28 protein-coding genes are annotated in these 25,882 nt (G+C 46.6%); 3 read left to right on the top strand and 25 right to left on the bottom strand.

The genetic code is table 11. The features are described from left to right. Positions 1 to 19: 19 nt before the first annotated feature. From ACRRSX_RS00665 to ACRRSX_RS00635, 7 genes are all read right to left on the bottom strand, one after another. Positions 20 to 268: a DUF2164 domain-containing protein gene (locus ACRRSX_RS00665; protein ID WP_432455129.1), complete on the bottom strand. Its 249-nt coding sequence runs from the start codon at positions 266 to 268 to the stop codon at positions 20 to 22. Positions 269 to 270: 2 nt separating this feature from the next. After that, positions 271 to 804, bottom strand: a complete 534-nt coding sequence (locus tag ACRRSX_RS00660; RefSeq protein ID WP_432455130.1) for a GNAT family N-acetyltransferase — start codon at positions 802 to 804, stop codon at positions 271 to 273. Between the two features lie 291 nt (positions 805 to 1,095). Then, complete coding sequence (locus tag ACRRSX_RS00655) at positions 1,096 to 1,434, bottom strand: GNAT family N-acetyltransferase (protein WP_432455131.1); 339 nt, start codon at positions 1,432 to 1,434, stop codon at positions 1,096 to 1,098. 36 nt (positions 1,435 to 1,470) lie between these two features. Beyond that, positions 1,471 to 1,593 (bottom strand): hypothetical protein, encoded by a 123-nt coding sequence (locus tag ACRRSX_RS00650; protein ID WP_432455132.1) that lies wholly within the window; start codon positions 1,591 to 1,593, stop codon positions 1,471 to 1,473. 171 nt (positions 1,594 to 1,764) lie between these two features. Then, positions 1,765 to 2,976 (bottom strand): quaternary amine ABC transporter ATP-binding protein, encoded by a 1,212-nt coding sequence (locus tag ACRRSX_RS00645; RefSeq protein ID WP_432455133.1) that lies wholly within the window; start codon positions 2,974 to 2,976, stop codon positions 1,765 to 1,767. Next, positions 2,969 to 3,868 (bottom strand): ABC transporter permease, encoded by a 900-nt coding sequence (locus ACRRSX_RS00640; RefSeq protein ID WP_432455134.1) that lies wholly within the window; start codon positions 3,866 to 3,868, stop codon positions 2,969 to 2,971. The genes ACRRSX_RS00645 and ACRRSX_RS00640 overlap by 8 nt, the downstream gene beginning before the upstream one ends. 58 nt (positions 3,869 to 3,926) lie before the next feature. Further along, positions 3,927 to 4,919 carry an ABC transporter substrate-binding protein gene (locus tag ACRRSX_RS00635; protein ID WP_432455135.1) on the bottom strand — a complete coding sequence of 331 codons (993 nt, stop codon included), beginning with the start codon at positions 4,917 to 4,919 and terminating at the stop codon, positions 3,927 to 3,929. 138 nt (positions 4,920 to 5,057) lie between these two features. On the opposite strand from ACRRSX_RS00635, the gene ACRRSX_RS00630 reads away from it, so the two are divergent. Continuing rightward, positions 5,058 to 5,549, top strand: coding sequence for a MarR family winged helix-turn-helix transcriptional regulator (locus ACRRSX_RS00630; RefSeq protein WP_432455136.1), 492 nt, complete (start codon positions 5,058 to 5,060; stop codon positions 5,547 to 5,549). Between the two features lie 32 nt (positions 5,550 to 5,581). Here ACRRSX_RS00630 and ACRRSX_RS00625 read toward each other — a convergent pair whose 3' ends face one another. Continuing rightward, positions 5,582 to 6,142: a pyridoxamine 5'-phosphate oxidase family protein gene (locus ACRRSX_RS00625; RefSeq protein ID WP_432455137.1), complete on the bottom strand. Its 561-nt coding sequence runs from the start codon at positions 6,140 to 6,142 to the stop codon at positions 5,582 to 5,584. Between the two features lie 72 nt (positions 6,143 to 6,214). Next, positions 6,215 to 6,685, bottom strand: a complete 471-nt coding sequence (locus tag ACRRSX_RS00620; RefSeq protein ID WP_432455138.1) for a YaiI/YqxD family protein — start codon at positions 6,683 to 6,685, stop codon at positions 6,215 to 6,217. 268 nt (positions 6,686 to 6,953) lie between these two features. Between ACRRSX_RS00620 and ACRRSX_RS00615 the strand changes: the two genes are divergently transcribed. Further along, a complete protein-coding gene (locus tag ACRRSX_RS00615) occupies positions 6,954 to 8,300 on the top strand; it encodes a DEAD/DEAH box helicase (RefSeq protein WP_432455139.1) in 1,347 nt (448 codons plus the stop codon). Between the two features lie 176 nt (positions 8,301 to 8,476). Here ACRRSX_RS00615 and folE read toward each other — a convergent pair whose 3' ends face one another. From folE to ACRRSX_RS00540, 15 genes are all read right to left on the bottom strand, one after another. Then, positions 8,477 to 9,157, bottom strand: a complete 681-nt coding sequence (gene folE, locus ACRRSX_RS00610; RefSeq protein ID WP_432455140.1) for a GTP cyclohydrolase I FolE — start codon at positions 9,155 to 9,157, stop codon at positions 8,477 to 8,479. Between the two features lie 54 nt (positions 9,158 to 9,211). Then, positions 9,212 to 9,949: a dihydromonapterin reductase gene (gene folM, locus ACRRSX_RS00605; protein WP_432455141.1), complete on the bottom strand. Its 738-nt coding sequence runs from the start codon at positions 9,947 to 9,949 to the stop codon at positions 9,212 to 9,214. Then, positions 9,939 to 10,349, bottom strand: a complete 411-nt coding sequence (gene folX, locus ACRRSX_RS00600; RefSeq protein ID WP_432455142.1) for a dihydroneopterin triphosphate 2'-epimerase — start codon at positions 10,347 to 10,349, stop codon at positions 9,939 to 9,941. The genes folM and folX overlap by 11 nt, the downstream gene beginning before the upstream one ends. 95 nt (positions 10,350 to 10,444) lie before the next feature. Then, positions 10,445 to 10,996, bottom strand: a complete 552-nt coding sequence (locus tag ACRRSX_RS00595; protein ID WP_432455143.1) for a DUF3833 domain-containing protein — start codon at positions 10,994 to 10,996, stop codon at positions 10,445 to 10,447. A gap of 78 nt (positions 10,997 to 11,074) precedes the next feature. Beyond that, positions 11,075 to 11,281 (bottom strand): DUF3565 domain-containing protein, encoded by a 207-nt coding sequence (locus ACRRSX_RS00590; RefSeq protein WP_432455144.1) that lies wholly within the window; start codon positions 11,279 to 11,281, stop codon positions 11,075 to 11,077. Positions 11,282 to 11,287: 6 nt separating this feature from the next. After that, a complete protein-coding gene (locus ACRRSX_RS00585) occupies positions 11,288 to 11,719 on the bottom strand; it encodes an Lrp/AsnC family transcriptional regulator (RefSeq protein WP_439022896.1) in 432 nt (143 codons plus the stop codon). 243 nt (positions 11,720 to 11,962) lie between these two features. Next, positions 11,963 to 15,115 carry an efflux RND transporter permease subunit gene (locus tag ACRRSX_RS00580; protein ID WP_432455146.1) on the bottom strand — a complete coding sequence of 1,051 codons (3,153 nt, stop codon included), beginning with the start codon at positions 15,113 to 15,115 and terminating at the stop codon, positions 11,963 to 11,965. Between the two features lie 3 nt (positions 15,116 to 15,118). After that, complete coding sequence (locus tag ACRRSX_RS00575) at positions 15,119 to 16,273, bottom strand: efflux RND transporter periplasmic adaptor subunit (RefSeq protein ID WP_432455147.1); 1,155 nt, start codon at positions 16,271 to 16,273, stop codon at positions 15,119 to 15,121. 494 nt (positions 16,274 to 16,767) lie between these two features. Next, on the bottom strand, positions 16,768 to 17,979 hold the full coding sequence (locus ACRRSX_RS00570; protein ID WP_432455148.1) for an MFS transporter: 1,212 nt from the start codon (positions 17,977 to 17,979) through the stop codon (positions 16,768 to 16,770). A gap of 3 nt (positions 17,980 to 17,982) precedes the next feature. Next, entirely contained in the window at positions 17,983 to 18,423 is a 441-nt protein-coding gene (locus ACRRSX_RS00565) for a pseudoazurin (RefSeq protein ID WP_432455149.1), read from the bottom strand. A gap of 35 nt (positions 18,424 to 18,458) precedes the next feature. Further along, a complete protein-coding gene (locus ACRRSX_RS00560) occupies positions 18,459 to 19,244 on the bottom strand; it encodes an ABC transporter ATP-binding protein (RefSeq protein WP_432455150.1) in 786 nt (261 codons plus the stop codon). 2 nt (positions 19,245 to 19,246) lie between these two features. Next, entirely contained in the window at positions 19,247 to 20,302 is a 1,056-nt protein-coding gene (locus ACRRSX_RS00555) for a FecCD family ABC transporter permease (protein WP_432455151.1), read from the bottom strand. Continuing rightward, a complete protein-coding gene (locus ACRRSX_RS00550) occupies positions 20,302 to 21,399 on the bottom strand; it encodes an ABC transporter substrate-binding protein (RefSeq protein ID WP_432455152.1) in 1,098 nt (365 codons plus the stop codon). The genes ACRRSX_RS00555 and ACRRSX_RS00550 overlap by 1 nt, the downstream gene beginning before the upstream one ends. A 567-nt stretch (positions 21,400 to 21,966) precedes the next feature. Then, a complete protein-coding gene (gene ompW / locus ACRRSX_RS00545; RefSeq protein WP_432455153.1) occupies positions 21,967 to 22,611 on the bottom strand; it encodes an outer membrane protein OmpW in 645 nt (214 codons plus the stop codon). A gap of 330 nt (positions 22,612 to 22,941) precedes the next feature. Further along, positions 22,942 to 23,724 (bottom strand): PhzF family phenazine biosynthesis protein, encoded by a 783-nt coding sequence (locus ACRRSX_RS00540; protein ID WP_432455154.1) that lies wholly within the window; start codon positions 23,722 to 23,724, stop codon positions 22,942 to 22,944. A gap of 225 nt (positions 23,725 to 23,949) precedes the next feature. Here ACRRSX_RS00540 and ACRRSX_RS00535 point away from each other — a divergent pair, with 225 nt between their 5' ends. Continuing rightward, the gene (locus ACRRSX_RS00535; RefSeq protein ID WP_432455155.1) at positions 23,950 to 24,828 is read left to right on the top strand and encodes a DUF2167 domain-containing protein; all 879 of its coding nucleotides are present in this window, start codon (positions 23,950 to 23,952) and stop codon (positions 24,826 to 24,828) included. A 57-nt stretch (positions 24,829 to 24,885) separates the two neighbouring features. On the opposite strand, the gene cobA is transcribed toward ACRRSX_RS00535, so the two are convergent. Beyond that, positions 24,886 to 25,680 (bottom strand): uroporphyrinogen-III C-methyltransferase, encoded by a 795-nt coding sequence (gene cobA, locus ACRRSX_RS00530; protein ID WP_432455156.1) that lies wholly within the window; start codon positions 25,678 to 25,680, stop codon positions 24,886 to 24,888. Positions 25,681 to 25,882: the final 202 nt, after the last annotated feature.

The raw sequence follows: 25,882 nt of genomic DNA, 5'->3' as shown, positions 1-25,882 counted from the left end.
ACGCTTCACTCCTCATCCATTACCACTTAGTGGGTTTCTCAATTTCATACAGTGCATCGCTGATGCTATCAACTCGACTCTGTACCACTGTTTGGGCGTCTTGCAAACCTTGGTTATAATAGAATGCGCCAAGCTCTTCGGAGAAAAAATCGAGCAAAAACTCAGCATCAAACTGGCCTATCTCGAGATTCAGCTGTTGCTCACAATATGCTTGGACCTTAGCGACAAAAATATCTTTGTGTTGTTTAGAAAAACTAATTTCAGACATGGTTAAGGTTCCAGATCCGTACTTGCTTCTAGCTGCAGCAGTTGTTGCTCGGTTTTAATATGTCGCTGCCAGTAAGCAACGCTGATCCAAGTCCCAAATTTGCGTCCAACCCGTTCAATTTCAGCCACATTTTTAAAACCCAAAACTTGGTGCAAGCCAATGCTGGCAGGATTAGGCAAGGATATTCCAGCTAAAATAGTAGCCACAGGATAATCTTTCAGGGTCTCAATGAGTTGCTGATAAAGTGCTCGACCGACACCTTGACCAGCAGCATCCGCGGCAACATAGATCGAACTTTCTACTGAAAAACGATAGGCACTGCGCTCCTTCCAAGGACTCACGTAGGCATAAGCCAAGACCTTATCCTGCCCTTGATAAACTAAACAAATAAAACGCTGGGTAATTTTTTCGATGCGCTGACTGAAATCCTCCAAACTCACTTCATGTTCTTCAAAGGTAGCAACTGAATTACGTATATAATGGTTATAAATGGCACACATTTGCGCCAAATCCTGCGGTTCAACGCTTCGTATCATGACGACTCCAAAGACTTAAAAGCCAGATAATAAAGTCACAATTTAAACAAAGCACCTCACAATCACAAGCAAAGTACCTTCAATAGGGTAACGCAGAGCAATCCAAGCCGCTATTCACTGACTTTACTAACAAAAAGCAGGTTGGCTAAATGGCTTCTGCTACATGAACAGTGAAGAAGGAGAAATCTGGAGTGGCATATTAGAAATCATCAATTTAGATGAAGTACTGGCCCTAGCTTAAACACCACAACAAACACGCTGGTGATTCATCACTGGCGTGTTTCTCACGACTCAGGCGGATATAAAATTTTTATCTGCATTCATTGCTAGGGACTTTAGCATCCACACATCACAGCCATCATGAATGCTACCGCAAAAGGGCTCCACTAATCGTTTAAATCCCAAAGAAGTGTATAAGTGAATTGCCGACTTCATGCTACTCAAGGTACCTAAATAGCACTGTTGATAAGCTTGCTCCGTCGCAAATTGAAGACAATGCAGCGCTAAAGCCTTCCCAATCCCCCGGCCACGATAGTGCGCTGATACAAATAGCTTGCGTAGTTCACAGCTGCCATTCGCTGGATCCAAGCAAGCAATACCACCGCATCCAGCGACCTGACCATCGACCAAAGCGACCCAATAACCTGCTTTTGGCTGACGATAGTGCTAGCTCATGAACTTCACTTCTGCGTCGGAAGGACCAAATCCCTCCCCCACAGCGCCAAACTCCAAGCCTGCATGCTCGATAATTTGGCTCACTTCCAGATCATGATTTGCCGCGATTGGCACAATACTAAAACTCTGGACTACATTCTCCCGTAGACTCAGTATGACCAAACTTAGGGCATTATCTTGGATAGTGAGCGGTAATCTCGAACCTACAAATTCCCAAGTTCAACAGCCCCTAGTAAAACAGAAGCCATATTCGGAGAACAGTACCTGTAGTTGAACGAGAAGACTTTATTTTACCGAACTCGCTTCAGAATCCGAGTCGGCAAATACCTCTGCCACCGAGCGACGGGTAAGCTCGCCCTTTAAGTTCCCTTCATCATCAACCACTGGCAGCGAATAACTCGTTTCTAAAGAATCGGTGAGCACACTCTCAATCGCCGCATCCGGAGAAATTGTCGGGACATCTTGATATTCACATTCACTCGACGTAAAGCAGGCATCACCATGGGTTTTCGAGGCAGCCTCCAATGCGTCTTGGGTGACGATTCCTTGATAACCCTCCTCCGTCACGTGATAGGCATAGTCGCCTTTGATCTTTTTCATCTGCATCAAGGCTTCACTAATGGTATCGGCAGTAATTCGACGCGCGGGAGGCTGCATAACCGTCTCCACTGTTAAGGCTCGAGCACGGTTCACATCTTTCACGAAGGCTTCTACATAATCGGTGGCCGGATTCAATAAGATATCGTCTGGCGTGCCCTGCTGCACCACTTCTCCATCTTTTAAAATTGCGATCCGATCTCCCAGACGCAAGGCCTCATCCAAGTCATGAGTAATAAAGATGATGGTTTTATGCAGGCTTTCTTGTAACTCGATCAACTGATCTTGCATCTCGCTACGGATCAAAGGGTCTAAGGCAGAAAAGGCTTCATCCATCAACAAGATTTCAGCATCGGTACACAAGGCCCGCGCCAAACCAACCCGCTGCTGTTGTCCTCCCGATAACTGTGAGGGATATTGTTGCTCATAGCCACTTAAACCGACGGTATCTAGCCATTGCTGCGCCTTCGCCAAACGTTGTTCTTTAGCAAGCCCCTGCACCGTTAAACCATAGGCGACATTTTCAATCACACTGCGATGAGGCATTAAACCAAAACGTTGAAAAACCATCGACATTTTATGGCGACGGAAGTCCTGCAACTGCTTAGGGCTTAACTTCATCACGTCGGTGCCTTCAATACTAATCACCCCTTTAGTCGGGTCTATCAGACGATTAAAATGACGAATTAAGGTCGACTTCCCGGAGCCAGAAAGCCCCATAATTACGAAAATTTCACCCTGTTTGATCTCTAAATTAATATCCTTCAAACCTAGAGTATGGCCAGTTTCAGCGAGGATTTCGTCCTTAGACTTGCCAGCCTCAACCATCGACATCACTTGCTTCGCATTTTCCCCAAACAACTTATATAAGCCTTCAACCTTAATTAGCGACTTAGTCATGTTTGAGTCCTTGTAAATGCGCTTGAGTACGCTTGGCATAAGCCTGAGAGGTCCGGTCGAAAATAATTGCCAGCGCAACAATTGCCAGTCCATTGAGTAGACCTAGAGTAAAATACTGATTCGTAATCGACTTCAGTACGGGTTGGCCTAAACCCTTCACCCCAATCATGGAAGCGATCACCACCATCGATAAAGCCATCATAATGGTTTGGTTTATACCCGCCATAATCGTTGGCATCGCCAAGGGTATTTGCACCCCAAATAACCTCTGCCAAGCGTTAGCGCCGTAGGCCGTGGCCGCTTCCAAAACCTCTTTATCTACTAAACGGATCCCCAAATTAGTGAGGCGAATGACCGGAGGAATACCATAAATAACCACGGCGATAACACCTGGAATCTTACCAATACCCAACAACATCACCACCGGAATCAAGTACACAAAGGCTGGTAGCGTCTGCATCACATCAAGCATTGGGGTGATGATGGCTTGCGCACGATTAGAGCGCGCCATTACGATCCCAATGGGGATCCCTAAAGCAATCGCCAGCATGGTGCAAACGGTAATAATACTCATGGTACGCATCATGTCTTCCCACATACCAAAATATCCCACCAGCAATAGCGATACCACGCTGCCGATCACCAGTTTCCAAGAACGGCTGGCCAGATAAACTAACACCGCGCAAACCAATAAAACTAACCACCATGGTGTGTTGATAAGTAATTTTTCGAACCACACTAAAAATTGTAGTAAGGGATCGAAAAACGACTCAATGGCCTCGCCATACTCTCGGGAAAAACTTCGATATGCCCCATCTAGGCCTTTGCGTATCATAATAAGATCGGCTCGGCTCATTTGTGGAAAGCTATCCAGCCACGACGAATCCGCCATAAAACTACCTCTTAATAAATGAAAAAGGCCAGCTGAGGCTGGCCTATAAAACAATCAATTACATACTCGCTAGCGCTTGACTAACTTTTGCAGCCACTTCGGGTGAAACCCAAGCTTTCCAAGTCTCTGGAAATTCGCTTAAGAAATGATACATAGCAGCATCACCATCAGCTTGATTGTCTTCCATCCATGACAATAATTGATTCATTTGGGCATTACTAAACGCTCGCTTAGTAATATATCCATAAGCTTGTGGTGCTTTGCTGGCAAAACTTTCGGTCGTCACCGAGTACACCGCAGAAGGTGGGTACATCGTCACTTTAGGATTAACGCAGTCTTCTTGTGTGGTGCAGCTCAAAAACTCTTGCTCATCGATACCACTACCAAGGTCAACTTTGACCATCTTGTACTTTCCCAATACCGCCGTAGGTGCCCAATAATAACCAAACCAACCCTGCTTGCGTGCATAGGCTTTTGCGATAGAGCCAGATAAACCAGCACCCGAACCAGGATCAATTAATTCAAAGCCCGACTTTTCTAGCGCCAAAGCAGTAAATAGATGCCCAGATGAAATTTGGCAATTCCAGCCCGCCGGACATCCATAAAATCCCCCAAGTTCTTTACTTTCAGGATGTGGGAATAAATCGGCATGTTGCTTAATGCCTTCGATAGTGGCCAGTTCAGGGTATTGGTCAACCATATATTGTGGAACCCAAAAACCTTCTTCTCCGCCATCGGAGAGCGAACGTCCAGCAAAACGAATGCGTTTTTCGGCGACCCCGCGTTCCAAGGCATCCTTGGCCGAGTTGGTCCACAACTCTGGCGCAATATCAGGTTCGCCTTTTTCAATCATCGAAACTGTGGTTGGCATTGTATCACCAGGAACTAGCTCCGCTTCACAGCCATACCCCTGCTCAAGGATAAACTTGTCTACATTGGCGATCAGCGATGCAGAACTCCAATTCATATCGGCAATGGTTACACTGCCACAATCCTCTTCTGCCTGAACAAAACCACAGACTAACAGCAATGCTGCGTATCTAAATTTCATGATTATTTCCTTCCTTGATGCCTCAGTTAGTGGCGCTAATAATACATCTCTAATAATTAGAGTTCAAACGAATAGCTGAACATACCCTGTAGGCTAAGTATGGGATATACTAGGCAAAAATCAAAAAGCTCGGTGACCATGGAAAAATCAGCGTACTGGCAAGATGTTCTCATCTCGCTTCGAAAAATTATCCGCGCGACTGACTTACAGTCGAAACGCATTGTAAAAGCCTGTGGCTTAACAATTCCTCAAGTGATGGTCCTCAGGGCAATTGAAGAATTAGGCACAGTAACGGTAAAGCGGCTATCTGACCAAGTCTCGTTAAGCCAGGCCACGGTTACCACCATCCTGAATCGCTTGGAAGAACGGCTGCTTATTGAACGCGTTCGTAGCGCGACCGATCGACGCATCGTCAACCCACGGCTCACCGAGCGAGGCATGGACATATTAACCACGGTTCCACCGCTATTACACGAGCAATTTATTAAGCGTTTTGAAAATTTGAACGACTGGGAAAAAACTCAGATCTTATCCTCGTTACAACACGTTGCAGCGATGATGAATGCCGAAGAAATTGATGCGTCCCCATTATTAGACATTGAAGCACCAAATAAAGAACTACAACGTTAAAAATTACTTACAGCTCAAATGATAATTTGAGCTTAAGTGGCTGGCTTAGATAAGTTGACAATATGGGTAGCCACGCCATCGAGACTGCGTTGATTTTTCTTAGCCCAATACTGTTCAATACCTCTTTCGCCTTGTTTTTCAGCCCACGAACTTAACTCATCTCGCGGTCCCACAAAGTCAAAAAATGGGACTGATAGACCACAAGAACCTTGCACCATCTCTATCTCTAGCAAGAATATTTGGCGAGCGCCTGCTTGTGCAGGAAACATCGAGATATAGTCTTGCCAAGCCTCATCAGCACGGTGAATAGCCGTCGCCTGACCATATAAACGAAGGATCAACGGTTTCCCCTGAAAGGCGCAAAACATCACTGTCATCCGAGGCAGCTGCTGCACATGGGCTGCGGTTTCGTTACCACTACCAGTCAAGTTAAGCCAAAGCACTTGTTGCGAATTGAGTACCCGAAAAGAATCCATTCCCTTGGGTGAAACATTCACTTTGCCTTGTGCGGCTGCCGTGGCAACAAAAAATAGCTGTTGTTGCTCAATAAACTCAATATGCTGATGACTCATCGACACAAACTGCTTTCCCATTTGCTCCTCCTTTTCATATTTGCTATCAAAATCAACGCTGAAACGAGTCAACTATAATATCGCGACTGACACTCACGATGGCTTCGTCGGCGACTCGCGCAGGTAACGAGCCAAAATTCTATCAAGGTGACTGGCAAAAGCCTTTCGATCCGATTGATTCATCGCCGCAGGGCCTCCTGCATGCATCCCACTGGAACGCAAGGTATCCATAAAGTCCCGCATATTCAGCCGCCCTTTAATATTATTTTTCGTATACAGTTCACCCCGTGGACTCAGGGCTTGCGCTTGCTTACTAATCACCTCGTCGGCTAAAGGAATATCAGCGGTAATTACCAAATCCCCCGGTGCTACCCGCGCCACAATTTCATTATCCGCGACATCAAAACCTGCACTAACCTGAATACTGCTAATCAGCTTCGAAGGCGGCGTGTTAATATATTGATTAGCCACTAAAATCAACGGTAATTGCATACGTTCGGCAGCCCGAAACAGAATCTCTTTAATCACCACCGGACAGGCATCGGCATCAACCCAAATTTTCATACTGTAACTATCTTCCTTACTTCACTTAATAGTTTTCACTATGCCTAAAATCTGCTCAATTACAAGCCAAGCTCCCATCAACAGCGACCAACGCGACTCCATCAAGCCGGGGAAAACAAGACAGAGTCGGTTGCGGCTGCCATAATCAATGGCAAAACCTTGCATCAGTAACTGCAAGGATGGCGCTCTTGGCGAACTTGCTGTAAGCTGCACGCCCAGCCAATTCGGCGGCCATGTTTTAACCACTTACCACAAGAGACAATTTTCTATGAGCTTTGATTCCCTGGGTTTATCCAAACCCCTTCTTGAAGCCGTTGCCGAACAAGGCTACGACACACCTTCAGCCATTCAAACCAAAGCTATTCCTGTGATTTTAGAAGGTAAAGACATCATGGCAGCCGCGCAAACCGGTACCGGTAAAACCGCCGGCTTCACTTTGCCGCTGTTAGAAATATTATCCAAGGGGCCAAAAGCCCGAGCCAATCAGGTGCGAGCGCTAGTATTAACGCCCACCCGCGAGTTAGCGGCTCAAGTTGGTGAAAGTGTCGCCACTTACGGTAAGAACTTACCTTTAAGCTCTACCGTGGTATTTGGTGGGGTTAAAATTAACCCGCAAATGCAAAAACTACGTCGTGGCGCCGATGTCTTAGTGGCAACGCCAGGCCGTTTACTCGATTTATACCAGCAAAATGCCTTTCGCTTCCAACAACTGGAAGTCATCGTATTTGATGAAGCTGACCGGATGTTGGACATGGGCTTCATCCATGACATTCGAAAAATTCTGGCTTTATTGCCCAAACAGCGTCAAACCTTAATGTTTTCAGCGACTTTCTCCAATGAAATTCGCACGCTAGCCAAGAGCTTGGTAAAAGATCCGGTCGAAATTTCTGTGACGCCGCGTAATGCGGCAGCCAAAACGGTCGAGCAATGGATCGTGCCTGTTGATAAAAGCAAGAAGTCAGGCCTATTGACCCAACTCATCAAACAAAATGACTGGCAGCAAGTTTTAGTATTTAGCCGAACCAAGCATGGAGCGAATCGCTTAGCCAAACATCTGGAACAGCGAAACATCAGTGCAGCGGCAATTCATGGTAATAAAAGCCAGGGTGCACGCACCAAAGCTTTAGCCAACTTTAAAAGTGGTGAAGTAAGAGTCTTAGTCGCCACCGACATCGCGGCGCGCGGCCTGGATATTGACCAACTGCCACAAGTAGTCAACTTTGATTTACCGAATGTATCTGAAGACTATGTGCATCGCATTGGTCGAACGGGTCGCGCAGGCGCGACTGGTCAAGCAATCTCATTGGTCTGTGCCGATGAAATTGCCGACCTCAGTGGTATCGAGCGCTTAACTGGAGCACTATTGGAGCGTAAAGAAGAGGCCGGTTTTGAGCCGAGTGTCGTGCTACCACCGACTCGCTTAGACGGTCGCCCAATAAAACCGAAAAAACCCAAAAAACCGAGAAATCCACGCGCTGAACACCAAGACGGACAACGCTCGAGTGAAAATGCCCGCGGCAATAAGCCAGTTGGGAAAAATCGCCGACATACTGGTGGTGCAGCGAAGAGTAAACGTTTCGCGAAACCTGCAAGCAGTACTTCAGGCAATAAATAAACTGAATGTTCCCCTGTTGTAATAGGCAATAGGGGAAAACACCTTCACCAAGGTGCCTTGAACAGCAACGCTGAATTTTGCTTTAAAATGAAGCGTTGTTTAGACATCCCCCTGCTTTGGGCTGCTTCATCAGTCAAATTAAAAATAGCGGTAAAATTAATCACTAAATCCGGGCCTTAGGCCAAGAACTCTCTACGCGTGGATTGACTCGACTTAAATTGACCACCAAAAGCAGAGGTTTGGGTAGAAGAACTTGCATCCATCACCCCTCGCGCCTTCACGCAAAAATGGGTCGCAACCATCGAAACCGCCACATCTTCGGTGCCTAATAGGCTTTGTAGAGCAACTAAAATTTGCTGGGTTAAACGCTCCTGCACCTGCGGACGCTGGGCAAAGAAACGAACAATACGATTAATTTTCGACAAACCAATGATGTTATCTTTGGGAATATACGCCACTTTCGCCAAACCATCGATGGTCACAAAATGATGTTCACAGGTACTGGTAAAGGAAATGTCGGCAACTTTCACCATTTCTTCCACCGCCATTTTATTCTCAATGATGCTAATTTTGGGAAAACGCGAATAGTCCAAGCCTGAGAACACTTCATCCACAAACATTTTAGCAATCCGATGCGGCGTTTCCGCCAAACTATCATCACGAAGATCCAAACCCAGAGTACTCACCACCTCAGTTAATGAAGCCTTTATTTTTTGGTACTTTTGCTCGTTGCTTAACTGATTTTCTAGCAAGGGGGTTTCGATACCTCTTGCAATCAAGGCTTGGCGTACTTGAATTGCCTCCGGTGACAAGCAAGCGTCTTTGCTAAATTTTTTTTCGGCTAACGCTACTTTCATAATCACTTCCTTTAGATTGTCTTGATAGGTCAAGCCCATGCAGGGCTATTCACATTAAACGAGGTGACGACCGCCGTCTAAAGCAATGCAGCGACCCGTTAAATATTGACTGTTCATAATAAAATTCACCGCGGCGACCGCTTCATCCGCGCCGCCTTCTTTCGCCATCAGCGATTTGGCCGATGCCTTACGACGATAGGCTGCGTCATCGTGCTGATTAAACATCAATAACGAAGGCGCAATGCTATTAACTTTCACGGCAGGCGCGAGCCGAGCAGCAAAAGAGAGACTCAAGTTGGCCAGACCAGCTTTACTGGCAGCATAGGCGATATGTTTGGCACTGCCTTTTTCTGCCACATAATCCGTTAAATGAATAATATCGCTGGTCTCGCCAGTTTGATGCTGTTGATTTAATAGACTTTCGAAGGCCAAATTCATCTGATACGGAGCCGTCACATGCACACACCACATCTGACGCATCAACTCATGTTCATCGTCTAAAGCTGCATTTTTTAACCACTGCGAAGCGTTATGGATCACCGCCCGCAACACCGAATAATGGTTTAACACATAAGTAATAAAACTTTGAATACCGGCATCTTGGCTAAAATCGGCCGCCACACAGTCCGCCCCCAGTTCACGTAGCTCGGCAACACCAGCGGTTTCACTACGGTAGCTAATCAGAAGCGGATAGCCCTGAGCTAACAAGTCTTTAGCAATGCTTAATCCGAGTCGCTGTCCAGCACCAGTAATCAAAACTGGCGCGTGAATTTCACTAACCTTAATCGGCATTACGAGTGCCCGATAGAGTCACCGATACCGAATCGGCAAACCGCAAGGCATGCGGTTTATCCACCGTAATCCGTGCGTTAATCACTCTTGGTTCACTCATCGCCAGATTCAGCAAATCGGCACATAGTTTTTCGAGCAGTCTGAAATGCCCCTGCTCCACATGGGCAATCATCGCTTTGGTGATCAGCTTGTAGTTCAGCGCCAAATCTTCACTATCCGCGACACAGGCTTGGCTAGCCTGATAACGAATTTCTGCGTTAATCACCACATCTTGTTGTTTACTCAGCTCTTCTTGATTAAAACCAATAAAGGTACGAAGCCGCAAATTAGTAATCGTAATCAGGGCAGGATCTAAACTAAAACTGCTCGCCAGAGGCGCTAGATTAGACACATTCGACATCCAATTCTCTCTTATTAAATGATGCTATTCATAATACCTAGTCTAGTTTACTAGAAATTAACAAGGTATTTACTTTATTTAATTAGCTTTTGTGCTCAAGGCAGCTTCTGGATCACCAAGCTCACAGAGCCAAGCGTAAAACCAAATTTACTGATTTGCGATTCGTTAATGATGGTACGCGGGTTCACCAAATACATTTTGTCCTTCACATTAACGTCCAAAGGCTTCCCTTGGTATTGCAAACTTAATACATATTCCATAAACAACGCATTGCCGGAGATCCGCATGCTTGCTGGTTGACTCACATCATTAGCACTGGCGAGGTAACCACCATCTTCCTGCGGCTGTAAAGTCCATATCCGCCGTTGTCGTTCCCCATCATCAAATTCGAAGTGTTCGTCAAGTGTTCCCTGCCCCTGCTCATCCCAACGGGCCTGCATGCTAACATTAAAATAGCGGATTAATTCACCATCTCGGTTTTTTACAATACCATGGGCGGTTAACTCACCATTGAAAAAATCTTTCAGTATCAATTGTGGGTGGTTTGCAGCATAAGCACCCACATCATCACGAGCACAACCGAATAGGCCAGCCAGTAAAACGATGAAAAGTAAATAGCGTCGATGTCTGCCTTGCGCCAATCGCATAACAATCTACCTTGCAGCCTAATCCTATGCTTATAACGGGGAAACAACTGAAAACGATCGATGAAATTGAAATAATGATTAAATCCAATCGGCAGGAACCGATTTGAGGCATTTGGTACAGTACAAGGTTTGACCTAGGCGACTTAAGCGAGCGTGATGATCGAACACCCAAGCACGATTTTGCCATGGTGGCTGATGCCGTAAATGCTGGCTATGGCCACAGGCGAGTTTTGCAATCCAATGTTGCTGCTCATCCAGATGAAAGCCCACAATCACTTGATCCATATGAAGTTAACGATTAAACATTTCGCGTAATACCATGTGAGTGCGAACCATCACCATTTTTTCCATCTGCTCCAGCTGCAGACGAATCGCCTCTAAACGAGCCATCGACTCCACCTCAACATAGAGCAACATATCCACATCGCCACTGATCGACTGACAACGTTTGATTTCAGGAATTTTTCGCATAAACGCCGCGTAGGCTTCACAATGATGTTCGTTATAACGTAATTCAAAATGCGCTGCAATCAACGGTGACTGGTCGCCATGCCCAAGCTCTGCATGATAACCCTTAATGATCCCATGCTTTTCTAAATTATGGATCCGTTCAGCGGTCGCCGAACGCGACAGGCTCACTTCACGGGCAACTTGACTCACCGGCATACGGGCATTATCTACCAACAATGCAACAATCTGTTGATCAAATTTATCCAAAAACATCATTCCATCATATCAGCACCAGCAAATGTTATAGCAGGCTCTTTGACCGTACTCAACAATCAAACACAGGGAAATCGACTCCTACGCGCTGGCGAGCGTCATCAACGACCCGCGAGAAATTTATCCATGGCTATCGTTTTCGCATAAAAAAACACCATCAGCCAAGCTGATGGTGTTGAAAACATGTCGAACAAAATTAGTTTAAAGCACTATCAATTCCAATAAGTGCGCCGGCCTACTCAATTAATTATCCTCTGTAGTCTGCTCAATTCCCGCTGTTTGCTGAATAGTGTTTGGCTGGGTACGAAATAGACGCATCACCAAAACAAAGAACACTGGGACAAAAAATATCGAGAGTACCGTGGCTGAAATCATACCACCAACAACCGCCCAACCAATCGCGTTACGGCTAGCAGCCCCAGCACCAGAACTTAAGGCCAAAGGTAATACTCCTAAAATAAAGGCCATAGAAGTCATGATAATTGGGCGTAAACGCATCCGACAAGCTTCTACGGTCGCAGCGATAAGGTCCATCCCTTGGTCATATTGTGCTTTCGCAAACTCAACAATCAGAATGGCATTTTTCGCCGACAATCCCACTGTTGTTAATAGCCCAACTTGGAAATACACATCATTGGATAAGTGATGGAAAGTTGCAGCAATAATTGCCCCAAAAATCCCTAGTGGCACCACCATTATCACCGAGAATGGTACACTCCAACTTTCATATAAGGCCGCCAAAGAAAGGAATACGATCAACAAGGAGATCGAATATAGCAAGGCCGAGTTCGCCCCACTTTGCTTCTCTTGGTAAGACACGCCATTCCAAGCTAAACCCACTCCCTGCGGCAACTGACTTACAATCGCTTCAATCGCATCCATCGCGTCACCAGTACTCTTACCCGGCGCTGCCGCACCTTGAATATTAAGAGCTGGTGACCCATTAAAGCGCTCTAAACGTGGTGAACCATAGCTCCAATGAGTGCTTGCAAACGCGCTAAACGGCACCATTTCATGGTTGGCATTACGAACATGCCATAACAAGAAATCGTCTGGGTTCATACGAAATGGCGCATCTGCTTGAACATATACTTTTTTAACCCGCCCATTATCAATGAAATCATTCACATAATTAGAACCCCAAGCGGTTTGCAAAGAGCTATTGATGTCACTCACCGCAACGCCCATTGACATGGCTTTTTCATAATCAATCTCAATTCGAAATTGAGGAGCATCTTCCATACCGTTTGGTCGCACCGCGTTTAAATTCGGATTATTGGCAGCCATCCCCAGTAGCTGGTTACGCGCCTGGATCATTTTTTCGTGACCTAAATTACCTTCATCAATCAGGTAAGCATCAAAACCACTGGCGGTGCCTAATTCAGGGATTGGCGGTAAGTTAAAGGCAAATATCGAGGCTTCTTTCACTTGAGATAAAGCCCCCCAAGCTCGACCTATAATCGCCTTCACCGATAGCCCTGGATTGGTACGCTGATCCCAATCCTTCAGCTTCACGAAAGTCATCGCCATATTCTGACCACTGCCCGCGAAACTAAAACCAGCCACCGAGAACACCGACTCCACGGCGTCCTTTTCAGCCTCGAGAAAGTGCCCCCGAACCTTATCCAATACTGCCATGGTCCGCTCACGAGTGGCACCAGTAGGTAGTTGAATCATCGCCATCAATACCCCCTGATCTTCCTCGGGAAGAAATGACGTTGGCAATTTATTCCACAGCGAAGCCAAGGCAGCAATCACCGCAATATAAACGATCCCGTAGCGGATTTTTTGATGTACACCACGTTGCACTACCCCTCGATATTTTTGGGTACTGGCATTAAAGCCTTGGTTAAACCAGGCTAAAGGCCCACGTTTAGGGGTATGCGCGCCTTCACTGACCGGCTTTAACAACGCTGCACATAGCGCCGGGGTTAACACCATCGCAACGATCACCGATAACACCATGGCCGACACAATCGTTAAAGAAAACTGTCGATAAATCGCGCCTGAAGCGCCCCCAAAGAAGGCCATTGGTACAAATACTGCGCTCAACACCAGAGCAATCCCCACCAGTGCACCAGTAATTTGTCCCATCGATTTTCGCGTGGCATCACGCGGAGACAAGCCTTCTTCGGCCATCACCCGTTCCACGTTCTCAACCACCACAATCGCATCATCGACCAACAAGCCAATCGCCAGAACCAAGCCAAACATGGTTAAGGTATTGATCGAGAAGCCAAATGCCGCCATCACTCCAAAAGTTCCCAATAATACAACAGGAACCGCAATAGTTGGGATCAAGGTCGCCCGAAAGTTTTGGAGGAACAAGAACATCACCAAGAATACCAATGCAATGGCTTCAAAGAGCGTTTGCACGACTTCTTCAATAGAAATTCTGACAAATGGCGTGGTGTCGTAGGGATATACCACTTCCAAGGATTCAGGGAAAAATTTCTGCAACTCAGCAACTTTTGCTGTCACCGCTTCGGCAGTATCCAAGGCATTCGCCCCACTAGCCAAAGTAATCGCCAAGCCAGTTGCATAGTGGCCATTATAACGCGCCACCGAAGCATAGCTTTCCCCTCCCAACACCACTCTCGCAACGTCTTCTAAGCGGATTTGCGAGCCATCGCTATTTACCTTTAATAGAATGTTTTCAAACTGCTTCACCGATGACAAACGCCCTTGCGCGGTCACGGTCACATTCAGCTGCTGACCCGGCACCGAAGGAGCGCCGCCTAATTCACCCACCGATACCTGGGTGTTTTGCGCGCTAATAGCGTTGGTCACATCAACTGGCGTTAAACTATATTTATTCAGCTTATGTGGATCGAGCCAGATACGCATAGCATGTTGAGAACCAAATACCTGCAGTTCACCAACCCCTTCGGTTCGACTCAAAGGATCTTTCACCTTAGAGACGACATAATCCGCCAAGTCGATATTGTTCATGCTACCGTCTTTGGAATAAAAGCCGATCACCATCAAAAAGCTACTGGATGATTTGGCAACCGAGATCCCTTGATTCACCACTGCAGTCGGGAGTAAAGACTCCGCCACACTAAGCTTATTTTGAACCTGTACTTGCGCAATATCTGGATCGGTGCCTGACGCAAAGGTCAAGGTGGTAGAGAAGCGTCCCGAAGAATCACTGGTCGATGACATGTACAATAAATTATCAATACCATTCATGTTTTGTTCGACAATTTGCGTCACACTATCTTCTACGGTTTGTGCCGAAGCGCCTGGATAATTCCCAGAAATACTCACCGCTGGCGGAGCGATTGTCGGATATTGCGCCACCGGTAGTGACGTAATCGATAACACCCCCGCTAACATAATAACAATGGCAATTACCCATGCAAAAATGGGCCTATCAATAAAAAAACGAGCCATAGTTTACTGTCCTTCATCAAGTGCTAAGATATTCAGCTGCACTGCACTTCCGGGTTTCACTTTTTGTAGGCCATTCACGATCACCTGATCGCCCACACTTAAGCCAGCATCAATCAACCACTGAGTTCCCACCACTCGAACTGCATCAACCACTTGATCTTCAACTACATTTTTTGAATTCACCAACATCACATGAGCGCGTCCGGTCACATCCCGGCTAACCGCCCGCTGCGGCACCAGAATCGCTTCAGCACGAGTCTCGGTGGGGACTTCGGCCCGAACATACATGCCTGGTAATAACAACAAATCGGGGTTAGGTACCAAGGCGCGAAGATTCACCGTGCCTGTTTCTTGGTCAACACTCACATCCGCAAATTGCAAGCTGGCTGGTTCTGCAACTGGTGTCCCATCGTCCAGCGACAACTGAATCGCACCCAGTGTTTTTTCGCCCAGAGGATGATTACTGCGTAGTTTCATCAAATCAGAGCTAGACTGAGAAATGTCTACATACAAAGGATCCAGCTGTTTAATCACCGCCAAATAAGTTGTTTGATTTGCGGTCACTAAGGCTCCTTCAGTCACAGCCGACAAGCCAATACGGCCCGAGATCGGGGCCTTAATCTTGGTATAATCTAAATTAATTTGCGCCGATTTAACCGCCGCTTTAGCTGACATAATCGATGCCACCGCCTCACGATAACTCGCTTGGGAATCTTCGTAAGTTTGTTGACTGATCGCTCGTTTTTTTATCAAAGCTTGATAACGATTCAGCTGTAGCTCTGCTCTTTCGAGTACCGCTCGCGCTGAAGCAAGCGTCGCTTGAGCACTATCTAACGCGACCTCATAGCTTGCAGGGTCAATTTGAAATAACACATCACCTTTTTTGACCGTGCTGCCTTCAACAAACAAGCGTTGCAAAACAATCCCTTCCACCTGTGGCCGAACTTCTGCAACCCGAAAAGCACTGGTGCGACCCGGAAGACGGGTTGCTAACTCTATAGGCTGGGTTTTGATGACAACCGCATCGACAGTAACCGCAGGCATCGCTGGAGCCGCTGCAGGTTTCGCCTTGGTTGTTTCAGTGTCACAAGCAAGAAGGGAAAACGCCACCGCTAAACCGAGCAAAGTAAAACGGAATGATTTAAATACTTTAGTCATGCATAAATCTCCTGACTGCAAAAATGGCTGAATACTTGCTCGACGCAACATGCGCCTAAGCCTTAATTAGGAACTAAATACTCACTGCAAGCCTGTAATTACAGTAGATATTGAGTCATTTGAATGAGCGAATGGTGTGTGAATGAGAACAAAATTGATTAGCAAACCACCATAGTGCTTAAGCTTTAATCTTTCTGTCGTGTTTTTGTCATCAAAGTCGAAAAAGCTAAGAGTTAATGACTGAAAATTTCGTCAAAAACTATCTAAATCCTTGCCCTCTACTCCATATAAAATTAACTAAAATAATGATTTTTATATCTTTGACTTTAAATAGATATAAAATTTACATTTCTTTGCAATAGGCAACTACGGCTTAAGCAACACTCGGAATGCTAATGACGAGCGCTCATTTATAGTCGTGGCGGTTAGCACACCACAATCAAGTCATTCGCCATGCTGATCCTGCCAAATCAATCACCAATCCACCTCTAGCACTAAGGTAAATGACGAACCTGTCGATACAGGCCAAAGCCCGAGCAACAACCGATCAACGCAAGCCCGAGCCAAACCGACTGGCGCGGTAAAGCATCGACGTCTAACAACCAACCCACTGCAACGTTACCAAGCAAAGCCACAACCCCGCCAATACAGGCGTATAAACCATAATGGCTGGCCAGCTCAGCTGCGCTGCAAAAACGGGCCACATACGAGCCCAGTAGGGGTAAAACCAGCATCGAGCCGAAACTAAACATCACCGCATAAGCGATAAAATTGGCGGCCTGCCAAGAAGATACACTGACTAAAAACCACAAAAAGGACAGGCCCATTAGGGCTAAACCGATGCCCATCGCCGCGGCCGGACCAATATTTCGAGCCACCCAACGACTGATGGGCATCTGTAAGCCAATACCCAGTGCCGAAGAGGTCATAAATACCCAAGTGATCACATCTGAATTCAGGCCGCGCATTTGCACCTCATTGGGTAGTGCCAAATACAATTGATGAAACAACAACTGAAAGGCGCAGGCAAAGCCAATAAAGCCCATGAAATGCCGATGCTGTAACATCGACCGCCACTGCAACCAAAAAGGCTGGGCTCCCTGCTCACGATTTGCCTGAGCCGCTAATTTGGGTAGGTAGCGCCATTGGATCAAAAACAAAATCGCAAAAATCGCGGCGGCAGAGCAGCCAACCCACATAAAATTTTTGGCGACCAAAAGAATGCCCAGCAAGGGACCTAACAACATGCCCGCTTCACTGGTCCAGTTTTGCAGCGCAAAAATCCGGTCTCGACGCGCCAGATCGGGCGCCTCATAAGCCAGATAGGCGTTGCTGGATGGGGTAAAGAGCGCTCCAGCAAACCCGGTAAAAAAGGCGCCGAGTAACAACCAGGGAAGGCTTTCGGCGACGCCTAATAGAGCAAAACCAGCCACCCGTACCACGCAGCCAGCCAGAATTAGGCGCTTGTAACCGAAATAATCGCCGAGAGTGCCCCCCACCAGAAACATGCCCTGCTGACTAAATACCCGCAAGCCAATCACCAGACCAACGTACCAAGGCGACAAACCAAGCGAACGCTGTAAATGATCTGCCAGATACGGCAATAACATATAGAAGCCAAGATTAAAGCTAAAGCCATTAATCACCAATACACGACTGGCAGCTGACAAGCCTTGCCAGTCGGCCAGCAAATGATTTGCTTTCATCGACTATTTGATCTGGGCAACAACAGCATCCACTCGCTCTGGGCTGAGTGCCACTTTAGCACGTAAACGCGGATATTTTTGTTCAAAGGTGGCTTTATTCACCGCCTCACCAACCTGAATCAACCCTACCATGCCCATCATTAAATGCGGTGGGCAGTAATACAAAAACAATCCCTGTTGCTCCAGCGTAATGGTATAAGCTTGATCCATTTTAGAGGCCCAGCCCGACGCGCCCTCCGGCACCACATAAGACTTAACAAAATGTCCTGACTGGCTGGGAACAAAAGTAACGCTGTCGCCAACTTCCGCCTGCAAAAATGCGGGCTCAAATACCATCGAACCGGCGTCACCATAACTCAACATTTTAACCTGCCATTCCTTTGCCGACAGCGGACTGACAGACAAGCATGCCAACAGGGCCAAAACAAGGTATTTACTCGACATCTTCATTTCCTTCGATCGATTTTATTTGATGGTTTTTATCCGTGAACGGCTGCGTGACCGGGCCGTCGCGTTCGAATAAACGGCGCCCCTAAACTGTCCAGTTGAATGTCTACTTTTACCCCGTACACTTTATCAATTAGCTCTGGATACAAAATATCTTTTGGTGCCCCCTGAGCAATCAAGTGACCATCTTTCAACACCAATAAGTTGTCGGCATACTGCGCCGCCAGATTAAGGTCATGCAGGATCATCAGTGAAACCCAGTGCTTGGCTTTGGTTTGCTGATCGAGATGGTTCAGTAGCACTTGCTGAAAATGCAGATCCAAAGCGCTCACCGGCTCATCCAGCATTAAAATCTTAGGCTGACGCATCAAAGCCTGAGCGAACAAAACCATCTGGCATTGGCCGCCACTCAAGGTTCGCACATCGCGATTTGCCAAGTGCAATAAACCAATGGCGTCCAGAGCCTGTAAGGCTTGCTCGAGCAAGGAATCGTCTAGTTTGAGGGAAAGTGCACTCATTTTTCCCAACAGCACCACCTCTAAGGCACTCAAACCCACATCCAGACGAATATCCTGCGGCATATAGCCAAACTGCTGGCGCCAAGGATTCAGGTTGGACTTGGTCAACCGGGTATGCTCAAACAGTACTTCTCCGCCTTGTGGCTGAATGTCACCAAACAAGGTTTTTAGCAAGGAACTTTTACCGGTCCCATTGGGGCCGATAATCACATGGGTCTTTCCGGCAGCCAGCGAAAAGCTAAGACGATCAGCCAACACTAAGTCATCAAATGCCAGAGATAATTCACGGACTTCCAGCATGCTTAGCGCCTCTTACTCATAATCAACCAAAAGAAAAACGGCACACCAATAATCGCGGTTACAATACCGATGGGGAATAAAGCGCCGGGTACAATCACTTTCGACAACACTGAGGCGCTGGACAGCAAAAATGCCCCCACCAAAAATGATAATGGCAAGAAGTAGCGCTGATCTTCACCCACCAGCATACGGGCAATGTTAGGCGCCACAATACCAATAAAGCCGATAATGCCAACAAAACTGGTAGCGGTTGCGGTCATAATGGCCACTATAATCAGAGTCTTAATACGCAAGCGAGCCACATTCACGCCAAGACTCTTCGCCCGTTCTTCCCCTAAGCGAAGCGCTGTTAGTTGCCAGGCATCTTTCAGCAACACCGCGACACAAATCAGCGTTACGATGGCGGTGATTAGAAAATTGGTCCAATTGGCTTTGGTTAAACTACCAAATAACCAAAACAAAATTTGCTGGCTTAATTCCGGCGATGAGATGAATTGCACCAAGGAAAGCAGCGACTGAAACAAAAATAGCAAGGCGATGCCGGCCAGAATTAATTGACCGGAAGTGATATGTCGCATCATCGCCAGGCCAAACAACAAACTTGCCGATAACATGCAACAGGCGAAGGCACCCAGCGGCACCGCAATTTGCGAATGTAAACCCAAGCCGCCAAGATACAACATAAAGGCGGCGCCAAAACCCGCTGCAGCCGCCATCCCCAAGGTATAAGGGCTGGCCATCGGATTATTGAGTAAGGTTTGCATTTCAGCGCCACCCACCCCCAGAGATCCACCAACCACAACCGCCATTAAGGCGATGGGCAAACGCAGATTCATCACGATCACTTTAGTGGTAGTGGTCACCTCAACAGGCGCACCAAGCCCCTCCATTAAGGCCCGAAACACATCCGTCAGGCCCAATAATGAAGGTCCGGTTGCAATATCCAGCAAAAAGGAAAATGCCAGTAACAGCAGTAAGCCGGCCAAAACCCACCAACGCCGCTTTTCCGAGCGACGTTGGTGATTGACCGCATCTGCAATGAGGCTGGATGCTAGCATTAATCAGTCATTTGTACGGCAAAGCTGCCTTTAGGACTTACAGGCAAATACTTATGATAAAAATCAAGATAATTTTGTGCCGGATCGAGTGCTTTGAAAAGCTCTGGGTACTGCGCTTTTGCAATAAATTGCAGCATGCTGCCGTCAAGGATGGTGCGCGATGCACCTTGGTAAATACCGAACAGACGTTTGTTCTTGACAGCGTCCAGGCTTTCCCAGCCAGCACGTTGAGTGAAACCTTTAAGACGCTCTACCGCCAGCGATTGAGCAATCCCTTGACCCATCACCATGGCATCCGATTTTTTGCCCGATTCGGTGCCCGTAATGAAGATCACTTGCGGGTTGGAGGCTAATACTTGCTCTGGATTGATTGGTCCCCACCACTCGATGAATGGCGCGGCAATGTTATCGCCACCCGCGCTGGTGACCATCGCGCCCCACATATTTTTACCATAGGTGAAAGAATACTCACTAGGACCCTGGTTCCCAAACTCTACGTAAGTACGTGGTTTTGGTAACTTGGCCTTGGCGATAGTGTCGTGAATATGCTCAACCACCGTCTGATACTCATCAGCAATTTTCGCGGCGCGTGCTTCTTGGCCAGTTAATTCACCGATAATTTGAGTACTTTTTAAGTGACGCTCCAAGGTTTGAGCATTGTAATCCACCACCACAATCGGAATACCGGCGTCTTCAATGGCGTCTACATCCATTCCAAGGCCCTTATACTGCCAGTCAGCCAATAACAACACACTGGGGTTTAGGCTCAGAACTTTTTCAACGGAGAAGGTTTGCGACTCAACTTCACCCACATCTGGAATGGCTTTTAGTGATGGGCGATAGTCGGTGTACAACTGCCAACTCGCGGGGCGCCAGGCTTGCCAAGTATCTTTAGAGATCCCAACCACATGATCAAAGGCCTTCTCAGTACCAATTGCCATGTAGTCTTCAGCATAAAATCCTAGTACCACGCGCTCTGCTGGCACATCCACTTGCACGGAGCGACCCAATACATCTTCAATTATTTTAACTTCTGCTTGAGCCGTCATCGACCACAAAGACATCCCTAAAGCTGCGCTAAACGCCAATCCTTTCATTTAAAACCTCATAAAGCATCTAAAAAGCGAGTGATAATGATTATCATGTGCATTCTATGGATTACTAAGATTGAAGCAAGTTAAATTTCATCTGAATTTTTTAAGCGAGACTTATCCAAGAAAGAGCTAAGATCCAGAAGCAGAGCAATGCTCAGAAAAGAAGGGCTGATGTCACTGCGCACTATAGATGATGGCATATAGCATCACGCTAAGCGCAGTAGCCGAGCTCCATGCAGTAAACCAGTTCATTCAACAAACTAACAGGCTTTAAGCTGCGGGACTCTAGCTGGGGAATGACAGCAAGCGTTTAGTTGAAGGTGTTGCAATTTCCCTAAAATTTGAAACTAAATATTGAACAGTAGATTAAATTATACGAGTTTTGAAATAAGCGCTAACTCATCGAGTTAGCCGCCAATCAATTCGCTTAATTTGTGCTTTATGGCCCGTAGTCAAAAAAACTAGACCATAAAACTCAAATTTAACAGCCAATACTTTGATCCTTTGATACCGCGCTAATCAAGCACTACGCAAGAAAAATGTATTCGCGTTTCTTTCAATCGCGCATCATTAAAATTTGTAGCCACCAGAGAGCATCACCACAACCGGGTTGATCTTCACATCTGTAGATTTACTCTCCGTGCCCGCTTTGTAGTGAGCAGTGGTTTCAATATTGGCATACCATATCGAGGCATTTAAGAACCAATTTTCATTGAGTTTATAATCCACCCCGATATTCGCAGCAAGTCCCCAAGAATCATCAAGACTCAAGTCACTGAGACCGGCATTGGTGCCAGTGCTATTAAAAGAACTATCAAAAAAGGTCGTATAATTCACCCCCGCACCGATGTAAGGACGCCAGGCTGATTGCGAATCACCAAAGTAATATTCCGCCATTAAAGTTGGCGGTAAGTGTTTGGTCTTGCCGATATTTCCAAGCCCCCCCAGATCGGTAGAAATCTCATGCGAGAAAGGTGTTGCGGCGAGCAACTCTATTCCAACATTATCACTCATCATATAATCAAGGTTCAGGCCTAATTGAGTATCCGAATTAACCGCCAACTGGCTCGAAGTCCCCAAAATACCATCACTACTGTCATTCGGTATCACACTCGCAACCCCGGCACGCACAAAGAAATCCCCTTTCTCGTGAGCCAATACATTGCTAGAACTGAATGCGGCAACAACAGCAATCGCACATAACGTCTTTTTCATTTTATTTTTCCTTTACTTATGGTTGATCAAACGTTGCTATTTTGTTTGCGCACAGTAACACGAAATAACCATACGACTTTGACGGATATCAATTTGCAACAAAATACAGCATAAATTATTTCGACGCGTGATCTTAATTAACATTTGCCAATAAGTGTTGACATGGCGATAGATATTGACCAAAGCCTTTAAAACCAGTCATTAAAATGGACAAGCAGTAATCCCTCAGAATCACTTGTTTAACAGAAATGTTCGGTGCGAGATCTAAGCTGGTTGTTGGTGGCATGACAGGAAAAACAAGACCTTTGAGGCCCCATTCAATCGCCTAAACTAGATCCGTGGTTTCGCCTGAGCAGAGAGCACGATGGCCTGATTCGACGCTTTTTCGATTTTAAATTGTCCACCACTGCTGGAAAGCTGGCGTGCATATAGCTCTCGACACTTTAATTGATCGAACCAATAGGGCGCCAAAGAACAATGCGCAGAGCCAGTTGCGAGATCTTCGGGGATCCCAATCTTGGGGGCGAAGTATCGCAGTACATACTCATTATCACTGGATTGTGCCGTCACCATAAAGGCATGCTGATCTTCGATTAATTTGAGCTGTTCAAAATCGGGTTTAAAACTCGCTACAGCCGCTTCAGAATCCAAAACAAGAACCATATCTCGGGTGGTAAATACATCCCGATGTTTAGGTAGCAAAAATTCATTGCCCAGCATATTTGAGGCATATGGTTTTGCCCGCCAACTAGGTAGCGTCATTGAAAAAAAACCTTGGTTCTCCGATACCCTTAGCTGACCATAACGACTTTGAAAGTCGACTTGCTTGCGCTGGTAGCGCTTGATGATTTCGGCCCCCGCCCCCAGACTGCCATGCCCACAAAGGTTTATTTCACCCAGCAGTGAAAACCACCGAATGTGGTAAGTTTTGTCTTCGACAAGTACAAAAGATGTCACTGGCTGGGCAATTTCTCTGGTTAAGTCGAGTAACTCAGCATCACTCAGCCAGCGCTCGAGCACCACCACGCCACAAGGATTGCCTGCGGCAAATTCACCACAAAACACATCGTAGACATATGATTTGATATTCCAGCCCCTTATTTTGTCGTTCAAAGCGCTTCGCGAGCCCCCTTGCTCATGTGTTAGGCATTGAGTCTATGAAATGAGCCTCATGAGAGTCGCATTGCCTGATGCATCTCATCTTACACCATCCATGGCACTAGCAAATAAAAGTAGCTCATTTACAACTACTTGTAACGATGGAGATTTGAATCAATAAAATAGGCAGCAAGTCATTTACAATAGCCGCCGACATCAAATACGAGAACAGGGATAGTTATGTTTTACCGAATCATCTTCAGCAGCCTGCTGTTATGTTTATCCGCAACGGCCAGCAGCAACGATGCAAACGATCAAGACTACCAACAGTGGGCGCGTGGGATCTGGCAGTCCTTAGATCGGCAGACCGGTGAAATTGTCATTTCCGATGCCAACGCCACCTTGAACGTTCCCGATTCTTTTTATTACTTAAATCCGGAAGACTCAAAAACGGTACTGGAACAAGTGTGGGGTAATCCACCGGGACAGCAGGTTTTAGGCATGCTTTTCCCCGCAGAGTATACCCCTTTTGATTCAGATTCATGGGCAGTCAGTATCCAGTACGAGGAAGATGGTTACGTTTCAGATAGCGATGCCGAAGACATCGACTATGTTGAACTACTGCAAGAAATGCAAGCCGATACCAAGGCCGATAACCAGCAGCGGATCGAACAAGGCTATGAAAGCATCCAATTAGTCGGCTGGGCAGCAAGCCCTTACTATGATGCTAGTCACCATAAACTACACTGGGCAAAAGAACTCAAATTTGGCGACCAAGAAGTCCATACCCTAAACTACAACATTCGGATCTTAGGTCGAAAAGGTGTGTTAGTACTAAACTTTATTGCCAACATGGATCAGCTGGCAACCATCTCTGCAAATCTGGATTCGGTATTAGCTTTAGCCAACTTCGATCAAGGCTCTAGCTATCTCGATTTCAATCCCGATATCGACCAAGTGGCGGCCTACGGCCTAGGCGCTTTAGTGGCAGGGAAAGTGATAGCTAAAACTGGTTTCTTCGTGGTCGCACTGTTATTTTTAAAGAAATTTGCAGTCATTATCGTGGTCGGTTTAGGGGCGCTGCTAAAAGGTCTTTTTCGCCGTAAAAAAGCCGATTAAATCATTCGCTATCCAAGCTAAAGCCGGACGATGTTCGGCTTTATTAATCCAGCAAAATCAATCACTCAGCTCTGGCTTGAACCATCCCAGTTGCTGATGTAATTTGGTCACGCTACCCACCACGATCAGCGAAGGACTTTCGGCCTGCGCCGCCAGCTCAGCCAATTGCGCCAAACAACCCGTGAAAACCCGTTGCTGTGGCGTGGCACCGCGTTCAATAATCGCACAAGCAGTACTAGCCGCTAAGCCATTGCTCAACAAATTAGCTTGGATCTGCGGACATTGCTTCAAGCCCATATAAAATACTAAGGTATGATTCGCGTGGGCCAAAGAAGGCCAATCTATATCTTCACCGTGCTGTTTTAAGTGACCAGTAATAAACTGCACGCTCTGGGCGTGGTCTCGATGGGTCAGTGGAATGCCCGCATAGGCGGTGCAGCCTACCGCAGCCGTAATACCAGGTACCACCTCGTAGCGAATCGTCGCCTCGGCCAAAGCTTGTAATTCTTCACCACCGCGGCCAAAAATAAACGGGTCGCCGCCCTTTAAACGCACCACATGTTTACCCAGTGTGGCTTGCTCAACCAAGATTTGGTTGATCTCGGCTTGCGGCACAAAGTGATGGTCCAACTTTTTACCCACATACACCATCTCGGCTGTGGGTGAGGCCAAATCAAGAATCTCTTGCGAGACTAAGCGATCATAAACAATCACATCGGCGCAGCGGATCCGTTTCACCGCTTTGACCGTCAATAGCTCAGGATCACCGGGACCCGCTCCCACCAACGAGACAAAGCCCTGTTGCTGTTGAAAGGAGTTGGTATATTGGTCATCAGGCTTACTGTCAGACATGCTTATCTCGCTATAAAATTAAAGTCTATGTTTTATAAAATAATCTAAGCCATTGTTTTGTCTTACCATTTATTGGAAGTCATCACAGCGGTTAAACTGTATTTGGGCTAGAATACCAGTAAGCTAAGAGGATGAACACCGTCCTTAAAAATGTCTTGATATTGCTCAAATTCAACGCATTCTCTGCCATCGACTCTACTCA

Source organism: Agarivorans sp. QJM3NY_30 (genome assembly GCF_050870855.2).
Lineage (GTDB): Bacteria > Pseudomonadota > Gammaproteobacteria > Enterobacterales > Celerinatantimonadaceae > Agarivorans.
The sequence above is the reverse complement of the archived record's forward strand: the minus strand, read 5'-3'. Positions and strand labels throughout refer to the sequence as shown.

Bases quoted from the DNA above. Each gene is read 5' to 3' on its own strand.
- ACRRSX_RS00665 (WP_432455129.1), bottom strand. From the start codon at position 268: ATGTCTGAAATTAGTTTTTCTAAACAACACAAAGATATTTTTGTCGCT.
- ACRRSX_RS00660 (WP_432455130.1), bottom strand. From the start codon at position 804: ATGATACGAAGCGTTGAACCGCAGGATTTGGCGCAAATGTGTGCCATT.
- ACRRSX_RS00645 (WP_432455133.1), bottom strand. From the start codon at position 2,976: ATGACTAAGTCGCTAATTAAGGTTGAAGGCTTATATAAGTTGTTTGGG.
- ACRRSX_RS00640 (WP_432455134.1), bottom strand. From the start codon at position 3,868: ATGGCGGATTCGTCGTGGCTGGATAGCTTTCCACAAATGAGCCGAGCC.
- ACRRSX_RS00635 (WP_432455135.1), bottom strand. From the start codon at position 4,919: ATGAAATTTAGATACGCAGCATTGCTGTTAGTCTGTGGTTTTGTTCAG.
- ACRRSX_RS00630 (WP_432455136.1), top strand. From the start codon at position 5,058: ATGGAAAAATCAGCGTACTGGCAAGATGTTCTCATCTCGCTTCGAAAA.
- ACRRSX_RS00625 (WP_432455137.1), bottom strand. From the start codon at position 6,142: ATGGGAAAGCAGTTTGTGTCGATGAGTCATCAGCATATTGAGTTTATT.
- ACRRSX_RS00620 (WP_432455138.1), bottom strand. From the start codon at position 6,685: ATGAAAATTTGGGTTGATGCCGATGCCTGTCCGGTGGTGATTAAAGAG.
- ACRRSX_RS00615 (WP_432455139.1), top strand. From the start codon at position 6,954: ATGAGCTTTGATTCCCTGGGTTTATCCAAACCCCTTCTTGAAGCCGTT.
- folE (WP_432455140.1), bottom strand. From the start codon at position 9,157: ATGAAAGTAGCGTTAGCCGAAAAAAAATTTAGCAAAGACGCTTGCTTG.
- folM (WP_432455141.1), bottom strand. From the start codon at position 9,949: ATGCCGATTAAGGTTAGTGAAATTCACGCGCCAGTTTTGATTACTGGT.
- folX (WP_432455142.1), bottom strand. From the start codon at position 10,349: ATGTCGAATGTGTCTAATCTAGCGCCTCTGGCGAGCAGTTTTAGTTTA.
- ACRRSX_RS00595 (WP_432455143.1), bottom strand. From the start codon at position 10,996: ATGCGATTGGCGCAAGGCAGACATCGACGCTATTTACTTTTCATCGTT.
- ACRRSX_RS00590 (WP_432455144.1), bottom strand. From the start codon at position 11,281: ATGGATCAAGTGATTGTGGGCTTTCATCTGGATGAGCAGCAACATTGG.
- ACRRSX_RS00585 (WP_439022896.1), bottom strand. From the start codon at position 11,719: ATGTTTTTGGATAAATTTGATCAACAGATTGTTGCATTGTTGGTAGAT.
- ACRRSX_RS00580 (WP_432455146.1), bottom strand. From the start codon at position 15,115: ATGGCTCGTTTTTTTATTGATAGGCCCATTTTTGCATGGGTAATTGCC.
- ACRRSX_RS00575 (WP_432455147.1), bottom strand. From the start codon at position 16,273: ATGACTAAAGTATTTAAATCATTCCGTTTTACTTTGCTCGGTTTAGCG.
- ACRRSX_RS00570 (WP_432455148.1), bottom strand. From the start codon at position 17,979: ATGAAAGCAAATCATTTGCTGGCCGACTGGCAAGGCTTGTCAGCTGCC.
- ACRRSX_RS00565 (WP_432455149.1), bottom strand. From the start codon at position 18,423: ATGTCGAGTAAATACCTTGTTTTGGCCCTGTTGGCATGCTTGTCTGTC.
- ACRRSX_RS00560 (WP_432455150.1), bottom strand. From the start codon at position 19,244: ATGCTGGAAGTCCGTGAATTATCTCTGGCATTTGATGACTTAGTGTTG.
- ACRRSX_RS00555 (WP_432455151.1), bottom strand. From the start codon at position 20,302: ATGCTAGCATCCAGCCTCATTGCAGATGCGGTCAATCACCAACGTCGC.
- ACRRSX_RS00550 (WP_432455152.1), bottom strand. From the start codon at position 21,399: ATGAAAGGATTGGCGTTTAGCGCAGCTTTAGGGATGTCTTTGTGGTCG.
- ompW (WP_432455153.1), bottom strand. From the start codon at position 22,611: ATGAAAAAGACGTTATGTGCGATTGCTGTTGTTGCCGCATTCAGTTCT.
- ACRRSX_RS00535 (WP_432455155.1), top strand. From the start codon at position 23,950: ATGTTTTACCGAATCATCTTCAGCAGCCTGCTGTTATGTTTATCCGCA.
- cobA (WP_432455156.1), bottom strand. From the start codon at position 25,680: ATGTCTGACAGTAAGCCTGATGACCAATATACCAACTCCTTTCAACAG.